The sequence below is a fragment of the Streptomyces sp. NBC_01669 genome (genome assembly GCF_026339735.1).
GTDB classification, from domain to species: domain Bacteria; phylum Actinomycetota; class Actinomycetes; order Streptomycetales; family Streptomycetaceae; genus Streptomyces; species Streptomyces yanii.
The window spans coordinates 5,086,275-5,098,532 of sequence record NZ_JAPEQG010000001.1 but is presented as its reverse complement, the minus strand read 5'-3'; the positions used below and the strand labels follow the sequence as shown (position 1 = coordinate 5,098,532).

Annotated in this window: 8 protein-coding genes, 1 tRNA gene and 1 pseudogene; 3 read left to right on the top strand and 7 right to left on the bottom strand. The window is 71.7% G+C overall.

What is annotated here, in order from left to right:
* Window positions 1-353 precede the first annotated feature (353 nt).
* The gene (locus OG972_RS22855) at window positions 354-2,048 is read left to right on the top strand and encodes a bifunctional 3'-5' exonuclease/DNA polymerase (RefSeq protein WP_266984283.1); all 1,695 of its coding nucleotides are present in this window, start codon (window positions 354-356) and stop codon (window positions 2,046-2,048) included.
* Window positions 2,049-2,054: 6 nt separating this feature from the next.
* Here OG972_RS22855 and OG972_RS22850 read toward each other — a convergent pair whose 3' ends face one another.
* Window positions 2,055-2,333 (bottom strand): hypothetical protein, encoded by a 279-nt coding sequence (locus OG972_RS22850; protein WP_266984281.1) that lies wholly within the window; start codon window positions 2,331-2,333, stop codon window positions 2,055-2,057.
* A 206-nt stretch (window positions 2,334-2,539) separates the two neighbouring features.
* Window positions 2,540-2,722 (bottom strand): annotated as a pseudogene (locus OG972_RS22845) (S1 family peptidase); the annotation flags it as partial.
* A 135-nt stretch (window positions 2,723-2,857) separates the two neighbouring features.
* Between OG972_RS22845 and OG972_RS22840 the strand changes: the two are divergent.
* The gene (locus OG972_RS22840) at window positions 2,858-3,925 is read left to right on the top strand and encodes a DUF2804 domain-containing protein (protein WP_266984279.1); all 1,068 of its coding nucleotides are present in this window, start codon (window positions 2,858-2,860) and stop codon (window positions 3,923-3,925) included.
* Between the two features lie 37 nt (window positions 3,926-3,962).
* Complete coding sequence (locus OG972_RS22835; RefSeq protein ID WP_266984277.1) at window positions 3,963-4,643, top strand: phosphotransferase; 681 nt, start codon at window positions 3,963-3,965, stop codon at window positions 4,641-4,643.
* Here the strand turns inward: OG972_RS22835 and OG972_RS22830 are convergent.
* The 5 genes from OG972_RS22830 to tmk form a co-directional block, all read right to left on the bottom strand.
* A complete protein-coding gene (locus tag OG972_RS22830; RefSeq protein WP_266984275.1) occupies window positions 4,624-4,809 on the bottom strand; it encodes a hypothetical protein in 186 nt (61 codons plus the stop codon). The genes OG972_RS22835 and OG972_RS22830 overlap by 20 nt on opposite strands.
* Before the next feature lie 1,030 nt (window positions 4,810-5,839).
* Window positions 5,840-5,913 (bottom strand) — tRNA-Thr (locus OG972_RS22825).
* 127 nt (window positions 5,914-6,040) lie between these two features.
* Window positions 6,041-7,570, bottom strand: coding sequence for an alpha/beta hydrolase (locus OG972_RS22820; protein ID WP_266984272.1), 1,530 nt, complete (start codon window positions 7,568-7,570; stop codon window positions 6,041-6,043).
* An 86-nt stretch (window positions 7,571-7,656) separates the two neighbouring features.
* Window positions 7,657-8,862 carry a DNA polymerase III subunit delta' gene (locus OG972_RS22815; RefSeq protein ID WP_266984270.1) on the bottom strand — a complete coding sequence of 402 codons (1,206 nt, stop codon included), beginning with the start codon at window positions 8,860-8,862 and terminating at the stop codon, window positions 7,657-7,659.
* A 118-nt stretch (window positions 8,863-8,980) separates the two neighbouring features.
* A complete protein-coding gene (tmk, locus tag OG972_RS22810) occupies window positions 8,981-12,112 on the bottom strand; it encodes a dTMP kinase (protein ID WP_266984268.1) in 3,132 nt (1,043 codons plus the stop codon).
* Window positions 12,113-12,258 lie beyond the last annotated feature (146 nt).

The following is a 12,258-nucleotide window of genomic DNA, read 5'->3' as shown; positions in this document are numbered from 1 at the left end:
CCTGCTGGTGCACCGCCTGTTGTGGACGGAGACGGGCCCGCAATCGCGATCGGCATCCCTGTCATGGCTGTCATGGCTCCTGATCAACAGCGTTGCCGAAGCGCCCCGGCCCGCGAACCGCCTCTGTATCCGGGCGAGTTCGCGGGCAGCTCAGGGCAGAAGCACGAGATTCCCCCCGTACGTGACCCGCCTCGCTCACCTCGTGGGCCCGGAAGACCTGCCCCATCCAGCCGTACCGGATCCTGCAGTCGACCGGGTTGACCCCGGCGGCGCCGCGAACGAACCCGGCCATCGGAACCCGCCCTCCAGCCGGCCCCGCCCCACTGTCAGTCCCACCTGCCAGACTCACGCACATGACCGAACGCTGGGCTCTGGCCGCCACAGAGACCGGCGGCGCCCGCCTCACCCCTCTGACTGCCGGCGGCCTCCCCGCCGCCCCGGTCCTGACCGAACCCGACCTCGTGGAGGCAGTCCGTTCCCGCCCGGACGTCATCCGCTGGGTCTGGCGGTCGACCGCCGAGATCTATCCCCGCCTGCTCGACGCGGGCGTACGGATCGACCGCTGCTACGACATCGAGGCCGCCGAGTCCCTCCTCCTCGCACACGAGGGCCGGCTCGGCGAACCCCGCTCCGCCGCGGCCGCCCACGCCCGCCTCCGCAACGCCCCCGTACCCCCCGATCCCCCCTCCCGCGCCGCGGAGCCCGGCTCGCAGTCCTCGCTCTTCGAGCCGCAGTCCGGCACGGACATCCCCTTCGAGGCACTCCTCCAGGTGTACGCGGAGCAGCTCCGCCGCCACGACGCCACCGCCCACCCCGGCCGCATGCGTCTGCTGACGGCCTCCGAGTCGGCCGGCATGCTGGTCGCCGCCGAGATGAACCGGGCCGGCCTGCCCTGGCGGGCCGACGCGCACCGGGATCTCCTGCACGAGCTGCTGGGCGAGCGGTACGCCGGCGGCGGCGAACCCCGCCGACTGGCCGAGCTGGCCGAAGAGGTGTCCACGGCGTTCGGCCGTCGGGTCCGCCCGGACCTTCCCGCCGATGTGGTCAGGGCGTTCGCGCAGGCCGGGATCAAGGTGAAGTCGACCCGCCGCTGGGAGCTGCAGGAACTGGACCATCCGGCGGTGGAGCCGCTGATCGAGTACAAGAAGCTGTACCGGATCTGGACGGCGCACGGCTGGAGCTGGCTCCAGGACTGGGTGCGGGACGGCAGGTTCCGCCCCGAGTACCAGCCGGGCGGCACCGTCAGCGGCCGCTGGACCACCAACGGCGGCGGGGCGCTGCAGATTCCCAAGGTGATACGGCAGGCGGTCGTCGCCGACGAGGGCTGGCGGCTGGTCGTTGCCGACGCCGACCAGATGGAGCCGAGGGTTCTGGCCGCGATCTCCCGCGACCCCGGCCTGATGGAGGTCGCGGGCCATGACGGCGACCTCTACACGGCGCTTTCGGACCGCGCCTTCCACGGGGACCGCGACCACGCCAAGCTGGCGCTGCTGGGAGCGATCTACGGCCAGACCTCGGGCGACGGCCTGAAGAACCTCGCGGCGCTGCGACGACGCTTCCCGCTCGCCGTGGCGTATGTCGACGACGCGGCGAAGGCGGGCGAGGAGGGCCGTCTCGTACGGACCTGGCTGGGCCGGACCAGTCCGCCGGCGGCCGGGAGCGGCGACGACGACGAGGCCGGCATCCCGCAGGAGAGCGACGAGCAGCCTTCCGTGGAGGGCGAGTTCACGCCGGGCTACGCCTCGTCGAATGCCCGGGCGCGCGGCCGCTTCACCCGGAACTTCGTGGTGCAGGGCAGCGCCGCCGACTGGGCGCTGCTGTTCCTGGCCGCACTGCGCCGGTCCCTGGCCGCCGCCGGTCTCCGGGCCGAACTGGTCTTCTTCCAGCACGACGAGGTGATGGTGCACTGCCCCGAGGAGGAGGCCGAGGCAGTCGTGAAGGCGATCCGGGCCGCCGGTGACCTGGCGGGGCGGACCGCCTTCGGCAGGACGCCGGTGCGCTTCCCTTTTACGACGGCGATCGTGGAACGCTACTCCGACGCCAAGTAGCAGAACTCACCCGTCGGGGTGCTCAGCCTCCTCCGTCCCGGGCTCGTCCTTCCGCAAGGGTTGCGTGGGCCGCGTCGGCTGCGTGGGCTGCACTGTCTCCACGGGCGGAACGACGCGCCCTGTACCCGCACCCGGCCCTCCGAACCCGCCGAACCCGGCCAGCCCGTGGTCGTAATGCACGGCCCGCAGATGCTGATGCCGGTGCCGGGCATTGAGCAGATGGATGACGTACGCCGTCAGCGCGATCATCGCCAGGACGACTGCCACGGTGATCAAGGTGTCCATGAGAGACGGCCCCCTTCGCGCGCGCAGGCCGAGACTTCTTCAGGCTACTCCGCGAGCCGTCCGCACAGGTCGCCGGCCGAACGGGGAAAGCGGCCCGGACCAGGAACGTTTCCGTTCCGGCCCGGACCTGGGCGCGCCCCGCGCCCTGGTGCGGCGCCCGGGCGCCTGGGGGCATGCCCGCGCAGCGGTGGTGGGCGACTGATGCTCCGGTCGTAGCCGCTGGTGCCGACCCCGGGGGTTCCGCAGTGGCCGGCGCCGACGACCCCGGACTGGCTGCTGCCGCGCCTGACGGGGAAGCCGATGGAGCAGCGGCCGGAGCCGCTCATGCAGTACGCGTCACCGCCCCGCGGATCGGTGAACGTCCGCGTCTTCTCGCTCGCCCGACGGATCTCTCCACGGAACTCTCCTTGGCTGTGGGGCAATTGCCGAAACCGTGGCCGCGCACATGTCACCTTCAGGAGATCCCGTCCACCCCTTCACTTCGCGTCATGGGCCCCTGCGACCGGCGGCGATAGGCTCCGCGCATGGCCACGACCGAGCGCGAGATCACCGAGCCCGTCGACCTCTGCCGCCCCGACGGGAGGCTGAACCCGGCGGCCGTCGGATGGTCCAGGCGCCCCCTGCACCGGGCGAATCTGCGCGGCTGGGGCCGGACCAAGCGGTGGGAGTACTGGTGCGTGACCACGCCCAGCCATCTCGTCGCGCTGACCGTGAGCGATCTCGACTTCCTGGCGCTGAACACGGTGTACGTGCTCGAGTACGGGGCGGGCGGCCGAGAGACCGAACGCACCGCGATCGTCCCCGGAGGCCGCGGCATCCACCTCCCGCAAACGGTCTCCGGAGCTCCCGCACCCACCGGCGGAGGGCCCACGGACACCGTGGTCGGCCCGGAACGCCCCACTGGCGCCGCGGTCAGGATCGAGATCCGTGAGGAACCCGGCGGTACCCGCCTCCGGGCGCGCTGCCTGACGCCGCAGAAGGAACCCGTCGAGGTCGACCTCTTCGCCGCCCTGCCCACCGGCCACGAAACGCTCTCTGTCGTCGTGCCCTGGAGCGAGCGCCGCTTCCAGTACACGTCCAAGCACACCGCACGCCCCGCCTCCGGCACGGTCCGGATCGGCACGCGGGTCCTGGAGTTCGGCGCCGACGGCGACGCCTGGGCCACCCTCGACCACGGCCGGGGCCGCTGGCCGCGCTCGGTCGACTGGAACTGGGGCGCCGCCTCGGGCCGTACGGACGGCCGGACCGTCGGCCTCCAGTTCGGCGGACGCTGGACGCAGGGCACCGGCTCCACCGAGAACGCGCTCTGCGTGGACGGCCGGCTCAGCAAGATCGGCGAGGAGCTGGAATGGCGCTGGACCCCCACGGACCACCTGGCCCCCTGGACGATCCGTACCCCCGGGAGCTCCCAGGTCGACCTGACCTTCACCCCGTTCCACAACCGCTCCACCCGCACCGACGTCGGCCTGCTCGCCAACCGCACCGATCAGTGCTTCGGCCACTACAACGGTGGGATCAGGGACGACCGGGGCCAGGACATCGTCGTCGAGCAGCTCCTCGGCTGGGCGGAGGACGTCCATATGCGCTGGTGATCTCCCCGGCATCCGGCCACAGCAGTAGGTTCCCCTCATGCGAATAGGCCACCTGCTGGGCACGGGACGATCTGCCGATGTGTACGCGATGGACGAGGCGTGGGTCCTGCGCCGCTACCGCGACAGCAGTGACGCCAGACCGGAGTTGGCCGTGATGTCCTACCTCTCGGCCTTCGGCTACCCGGTCCCCCGCCTCGGCCCGAGCCCGGCCGCCGCCACCCCCTCCGACCTCGTACTGCAACGCCTGACCGGCCCGACCATGCTCGAGTCCCTGCTCTCCGGCGCACTCACCGGGGACGAGGGAGCCGCGATCCTCGCCGGTCTCCTCACCGACTTGCACACGATCCCGGCCAGGCTCTCCCCGGAGCCCGCGGACCGGATCCTCCACCTGGACCTGCACCCGGACAACGTGATGCTGACGTCCGACGGCCCGGTGGTGATCGACTGGCGGACCGCCGCAGAGGGGCCGCCCGCCCTCGACCGGGCCATGTCGTCGCTGATCCTGGCCCAGGTGGCGGTCGACCGCACCTCCCCGCTGGCAACGGGCGCCCGCGCCCTGCTCACCGCTCTGCTCCCCCGCCTCGCCGACCAGGGCGGCATCCCGGACACCCAGCTGGCCCAGGCGGTCTGCCGCCGCGCGGCGGACTCGAACCTGACGCAGGACGAACGGGAGTTCATCGACGAAGCCGCGGACCTGATCAGCGAATGGGCCGGATGAGGATCGATCCGGCGACCTGTCGCTGAGTGGCGACGGCGGTCTCGATGTGCCGGACGACCCGGAGCAGATCCCGGCGGCCGAAGTACCCCATCGGGTCGCCCTGGAACGCCTCCGCAGACGTACCCCGCTCCAACTCCGCGGCACATGCGTCGAGTCGTACGCGCATGTCTTCCGTCCACTCACCATCGACGCCGAGGCAGGCAGCCGCGCACCGGTCCACCTCACGCGCCGGCTCACTGCTGAGCGCCCCGGATTTCCGAAGCCGCCCGCGCCAGTGACCGATCGCGAACAGGGCGCCTTCGCGCGGAGCGCCGTACCAGTGGACGCAGTCGTTCGGATCGACCTGCCCGGCCGGTACGGTCCGCGAAGACCGCGGTGATCAGACTGCGGACGTCCTCACCGCTCATCCCCTCGGGTGCCCGCGCTATTGGTCTACCTCAAGTAGTCGCCTTGGCATACGAGATTGACCATCAGTCACACCGAATGCGTTCCGAAGCGACGCGCTCGCGCCAAGTGCACAGTTCCGCCGCGGACCGTCGCGGCATCTCACCGGGGCGTCTCGCGCCGGGGGCGTCTCGCGCACACTCAGGCAGCGCCGCCCCACTGACCAGCCAGTTCAGGACGTCACGCAGCGCTTCATCGGCTCATACAGAACTGGACCACACATACGGTGGCTCCCGGTGCCCCATATCAACCCGTAAGCGTCAGTCGTCGCTGACGACTCCGATGTCGATACGTTGCTCTGCCGGGAGCCTAGCCAGTTGCCGAGATGGGTGTCACTCGGGTCGATGGACGTCTCCATCGGCGGTGTGGCTCTCACCGGTCGCCTGGTGTATTAGTTAGCTTCCTCCTTATTTGCCCATAGTCAAGAGAAGAAGCGGGAAAAGTTTCACCCAGGTGGAGCGGCCAAGACACTGCATGGCGGGTGGTGGCCCGTAGGGCTCGCTGAATCGATGAAGGGCAGGGCGGCACCGCCGTCAGGGAGCGGCCCCGGGGCGTGCACCATGCAGGAGCCGGGGCCAGAGCGAAGCGCAGTCATCGCTGCTCACGATCCGGGCCCCGGGCACCCGAATCCGCACGGCAGCGGGCTCGCATCGCACACGCCGTCTCGCCCCCCCGGCCGCCGCATGCGCCGACGCACTCCGGAAAAAGCAAAAGCCCCAGATCACGGCGAGTGAGTTCTGGGGCTTCCACAGAGCCGCCTTCGGGATTCGAACCCGAGACCTACGCATTACGAGTGCGTTGCTCTGGCCAACTGAGCTAAGGCGGCACGCCCTGTCGCACTATGGTGCGAGCAGCAGCGTCGCTAAGTTTACACAGTTTCGGAGGGTGCTCCGCACCACCCGCCCCCGGAGCCGAATGCGCAGGTCAGGTGGGTGGGAGGGAGCCGCGGCAGGTCAGGAGCACTTCGTGCCCTCGGCCGGCGGGGTGCCGTCCAGGAGGTACGTGTTGATCACCGTGTCGATGCAGTGGCTGCCGCGGCCGTACGCGGTGTGACCGTCGCCCTCGTACGTGAGGAGCCTGCCCGAGGAGAGCTGGGCGGCGAGGGACTGGGCCCACTTGTACGGGGTCGCCGGGTCACGGGTGGTGCCGACCACGACGATCGGGGACGCGCCCTTCGCCGTGATGCGGTGCACGGTGCCGGTGGGCGTAACGGGCCAGTGGGCGCAGTTCAGGGCAGCCCAGGCGAAGGCCTTGCCGAAGACCGGGGAGGCCTTCTCGAAGCTGGGGAGGGCCTGCTCGACGGCGTCCGGGCCGGTGAAGGCCGGGGGCGTGTCCAGGCAGTTCACCGCGGCGTTGGCGAACATCAGGTTCGCGTACGTGCCGTTCGGCTTGCGCTCGTAGTAGCTGTCGGACAGGGCGAGCAGACCGGACCCGTCGCCCGCCCGGGCGCCGGCGAGGGCGCTGCGGAGCTGGGGCCAGGTCCCCTCGTCGTACATGGCGGCGATGACGCCGGTGGTGGCGAGGGACTCGCCGAGCTTGCGGGAGTCGCCGGCGGGGATGGGCTTGGTGTCGAGGTCGGTGAAGAGCTGCTTCAGACGGGTCGCGGCGTCGGCGGTGGAGGTGGTGCCGAGCGGGCAGTCCGACTTCTTCACGCAGTCCGCGGCGAAGGCCTGGAACGCGGTCTCGAAGCCCGCCGTCTGGTCGCGGTTCATCTCCAGCGACGGAAGCGACGGGTCCATCGCACCGTCGAGGATGAGGCGGCCGGTCCGGCCGGGGAAGAGTTCGGCGTACGTCGCACCGAGGAAGGTGCCGTACGACGCCCCGAGGTACGTCAACTTCTCGTCGCCGAGCAGGGCCCGCAGGATGTCCATGTCGCGGGCCGTCTCGACGGTGGAGACATGCGGGAGGATCGTGCCGGAGCGCTGCTCACAGCCGTCTGCGAACTTCCCGAAGGCCGTGCCCAGCTCCGAGACCTCGGCGCTGTCGTCGGGGGTCTGGTCGACCTGGGTGTACGCGTCCATCTGCGGGCCGGTGAGGCATTCGACGGGCTCGCTGCGGGCGACGCCGCGCGGGTCGATGGCGACCATGTCGTAGCGGGCGCGGACCGGGGCTGGGTAGCCGAGGGCCGCATAGTTCTGGAGGTAGCCGATGGCCGAGCCGCCGGGGCCGCCCGGATTCACCAGCAAGGAGCCGATCCGCTTGCCCGGACCGGTGGCCTTCTTCCGGGAGACGGCCAGCTTGATGTCGCCGCCGTCCGGCTTCCGGTAGTCGCGGGGCGCCTTCATCGTGGCGCACTGGAAACCGGAGACGCCGCAGTCCCGCCAGTTCAGATGCTGCGCGTAGTACGGCTGGAGCGCCGCTGGTGCGGCGGTCGTCGAGCCCGACGCGCTCGTCGTCGAACTGCCGTTGCTGCAGCCGGAGATGAGGAGGCCGGTCGTGCCGAGCACGGTGGCGAAGGTACGGAGCAGACGCCTGGTATCCATCCCCGGAGCGTAGCCTTCAACGGGCGACCGGCCCGTTTCGATACCCATTCGGATGAATCGGTGGTGCGCAACAAGGCGCGGACGGATCAGCCGGCGCGCAGAGCCATCGTCATCGCCTCCACCGCGAGCAGCGGCGCCACATTGCGGTCCAGCGCCCGGCGGCAGGCGATCACCGCCTCTATCCGGCGCAGGGTGCGCTCGGGCGTCGAGGCCCCGGCGATGCGGTCGAGTGCGTCCCGTACATCGACATTGGCGAGGGCGATCTGCGAGCCCAGCTGCAGCGCCAGTACGTCGCGGTAGAAGCCGGTCAGATCGGTGAGGGCGAGGTCGAGGCTGTCGCGCTGGGTACGGGTCTTGCGGCGCTTCTGCTTGTCCTCCAGCTCCTTCATCACCCCGGCCGTGCCGCGCGGCATCCGGCCTCCGGCAGCCGCGCCGAGTGCGGCCCTCATGTCCTCCGTCTCCTTGACGTCCACCTCCTCTGAAACCTGCTTCGCGTCCTCCGCGGCGGTGTCGATCAGCTCCTGGGCGGCCTTGAGACAACCGCCGATGTCCTCCACCCGGAGCGGAAGCTTGAGCACGGCCGCGCGGCGCGCACGGGCCTTCTCGTCGGTGGCCAGGCGGCGGGCCCGGCCGATGTGCCCCTGAGTGGCACGAGCAGCTGCCGCGGCCCGCTCCGGTTCGATTCCGTCACGCCGGATCAGCACATCGGCAACGGCGTCGACGGGGGGCGTACGCAGGGTGAGGTGACGGCAGCGGGACCGGATCGTGGGCAGCACATCTTCGAGCGAGGGTGCGCAGAGCAGCCACACCGTACGGGGCGCGGGCTCCTCGACCGCCTTCAGGAGCACGTTTCCCGCGCCCTCGGTGAGACGGTCGGCATCCTCCAGGATGATCACCTGCCAGCGGCCCACGGCCGGGGACAGCTGGGCGCGGCGGACCAGCTCACGGGTCTCCTTCACGCCGATGGAGAGCAGGTCCGTACGGACCACCTCGACGTCGGCATGCGTCCCGATGAGGCTGGTGTGGCAGCCGTCGCAGAATCCGCACCCCGGCGCGCCGCCCAGCGCGCGGTCCGGGCTGGTGCACTGGAGGGCGGCGGCGAAGGCGCGGGCAGCGGTGGACCGCCCGGAACCCGGCGGTCCGGTGAACAGCCAGGCGTGGGTCATCTTCGACCCCACAGGCACCTGATCCCCCGCGGAAATGGCGGTGACCAGCGCATCGGCGTCCCGGGCGGCCGCACCGAGCTGCTCCTGCACCCGGCCCTGGCCGACCAGGTCGTCCCATACGGTCATCGGTCACCGCCCTTCCGGTGGTGGTCTACGGCTCCGGCTTCCCATTGTGGGGGAAGGGTCTGACATTCCCGGCGATCCGGTCCACCCCTCACCCCCGGGCCACCCGCCGCGGCCGCTCTCAACGGCGCGGGCGACGGCCCCGTCCGGAGGTGCCACGGCCCTCGTCGTCCCGGTCGTGGTCGCCGAGCAGCTCGTCGGCCAGGGTCGGCAGATCGTCCAGCGGAGTCTCCTCGGCCCACTCCGGGCGACGGCGGCGGCCCCGGCCCGGACGCCGGTCCTCGGCTGCCTCCGGGACGGTGTGCGGATCGCTGATCTGCGGCAGCTCCCGGGTGCGCTCGTTCTCGCCCTCCGGTACGGCGTCCGCCGGGCGCTCGTCGCGGAAAATACCCCGCGGAACGCGGTCCGCCGGCTGCTCGTCACCTACGTCCCGTACCGGCGGGAGTACCGCGGTCTCGTCCGCGGGGCCCGTGGCGTCCCGTACCGCAGGCCGCTCGGACGGATCGGTGATCCTCGGGATCATCGCCGTCTCGGCCTGGTCCGAAGGCGTGTCGACCGGTGACGGCACCGGCTGCGTCACCTCGTTCGGGCTGACGACCGGCGTCGGCACCGTCAGCTCGTTGTCCGGGACGGAAGCGGCCGCCGCCGCCTCCGCGCGGGCGGCCTCCGCCGCCGCGGCCGCCTCGGCCTCGGCCTGCCGCCGGGCAGCCTCGGCCCGCAGCAGCGCCTCCTCCGCCTTGCGCTGCTTCTCCAGCCGCCGCGCCTCGGCCTCCTTGCGCAGCCGGGCCTCCTCCTGGGCCTGCCTGCGCAGCCGCTCCTGCTCGGCCTCGCGCGCCTGCTCCTCGGCCTCGCGCCGGACCCGCTCCTCCTCGGCGACCCGACGGGCCTCCTCGGCCCGCAGACGGGCCTCCTCCGCCTGCCGCTCGGCCTCGCGCTGCCGCGCCTCCTCCAGCTCGCGGCGCTTGCGTTCCTCCTCCTCGGCGCGGAGCTTGGCGAGCTGCTCCTGGCGCTCGCGCTCCAGCCGCTCCTCCTCCGCCTTGCGCGCCGCCTCTTCCTCGGCCTTGCGCCTGGCCTCTTCCTCAGCCGCCTTGCGCGCCTCCTCCTGGGCCTTGATCTCGGCCTCGGAGAGCGGCAGGAGCTGGTCGAGCCGGTGGCGCACGACGGTGGTGATCGATTCCGGTTCCTGGCCGGCGTCCACCACCAGGTAGCGGGTCGGGTCTGCGGCGGCCAGTGTGAGGAAACCGGACCGTACCCGGGCGTGGAACTCGGGCGGCTCGGACTCCAGCCGGTCGGGCGCCTCGGTGAACCGTTCCCGCGCGGTCTCCGGGTCGACGTCGAGCAGCACCGTCAGATGCGGTACGAGTCCGCTCGTCGCCCACCGCGAGATCCGGGCGATCTCGGTCGGGGAGAGGTCGCGGCCCGCGCCCTGGTAGGCGACGGACGAGTCGATGTAGCGGTCGGAGATGACGATCGCGCCGCGCTCCAGCGCCGGACGGACCACCGAGTCGATGTGCTCGGCGCGGTCGGCTGCGTAGAGCAGTGCCTCGGCCCGGTTCGAGAGCCCGGCCGACGACACGTCGAGCAGGATCGAGCGCAGCCGCTTGCCGACCGGCGTGGCGCCGGGCTCTCGGGTGACGACCACCTCGTGGCCCTTGGCCCGGATCCACTCGGCGAGCGCCTCGACCTGGGTGGACTTGCCGGCCCCGTCGCCGCCCTCCAGAGCGAGGAAGAAGCCGGTGGCGGCGGGGGCGACAGCCGGTTCGCCACCGCGCAGGGCCTCGCGCAGGTCACGGCGCAGCGGCACTCCGGAACGGTCGTCCGTCTTCGCGAGGACGATCGCGGCGACCGGCAGCAGCAGGGCGCCGATGAGCATGAGGGCGAACGCGGCGCCGCCGTGCGCGAAGACGAAGTCGCCGACCGTCAGCCGGTGGGTGCCGATCGCTGCGGCCAGCAGCGGTCCCGCGACCGCGCCGAGCGCGACCAGGACCCGGACGACTGCCTGGAGGTGCTCGGTCGTCCTGGCCCGGCGGGACTCCTCGGTCTCCTGGTCGACGAGTGTGTGGCCGGTGTTGGCCGCGACACCCGCCGCGTAACCGGCGAGGACCGCGAGGAACACGACGGTCGCCGTGTCCGGCACCAGACCCATCGCGAGGAGCGCGACCCCGGTGACGGCGGTGGCGAAGACGAGCAGCCGGCGCCGCGACAGGGTGGGCAGCACCTTCTCCGCAGTACGGATACCGGCGGCTGTGGCGCCCGTCAGGGTGACGATCAGCAGGGCGAACGTGGCCGGTCCGCCACCGAGGTCGTAGGCGTGCAGTGCGGCGACGGCTGCTGCGGCGGCGATCGCTCCGGCGACGGCCGCGCACGCGCCGACGATCAGCGGGACGGCGCCGGTGCGGCCCTTGTCCGGGCCGCTGTCGGTGGACGGCCGTCGCAGACCCTCCAGGGGCGAGCGCGGGCGGGGCGTCGGCGAACCGGGGAGTTCGAGGAAGTAGAGGGTCGAGATCGAAGCGGAGAACAGTCCGGCCGCGACGTACGAGCCGAGAGCCGCCTGGTGGAAGGAGAACCACTCAAGACCCGAGCCCAGCAGATTGCCGATCAGCGTGGCGATCAGCAGAACGGCCGCGGCGGCGGGGACGGCGGCGAAGTCCGTACGGAGGGAGAGCCTGCGCAGGGCGTCGAGGTGGTCCGGCAGCGGGCGTACCGCGGCGCCCTCGGGGGGCGGGGAGGGCAGCAGCGCGGGCGCGGCGCTCTCCTTCGCGACCGTCCACAGCCGTTCGCCGACGCCGGTGACGAAGACGGTGATGAGGATCATCATGAGCGCCCTGTCGGGCATCCAGTCGATCCACAGCGGCGCGACGACGAGCAGCGCGAGCCGCAGGCCGTCCGCCCCGATCATCAGCCATCGTCGGTCCAGCGGTCCACCGGGCGCGGTGAGCGTCGTCAGCGGCCCGAGGAGTACGGCTCCGAAGAGGAGCGTGGCAAGGATTCGGGCACCGAACACGGCGGCGACGGCAAAGGCCGCCCCGCGGTATCCGGATCCGAATGAGCCCTCAAGGACCGCCGCTTGCAGCGACAGCAGCACCATCACGAGAAGGGCGAGTGCATCGCCGATACCGCCGACGAGCTGCGCGCTCCACAACCGCTTCAGCGGGGGAACACGCAACAGGGCTCGTACGGCGCGCTCGCGTGAGTCTGCGGCAAGTGTGTCGGAGGTGGGGCTCACGACCGTTGGCTGCTCGGCTCGCGTCATCCGCCCAGCCTATCCGGAGCGGTGCGGTCAGCGACGGCCCCATCCGAACATATGGGCGCCCGAGTGGGGTGAGGAGGTGCTCCCCCCGCACGCCGGAGGGGCTGGAATGTCCAGCCCCTCGGGTGTTCGGGAAGGCGCTGACCGCC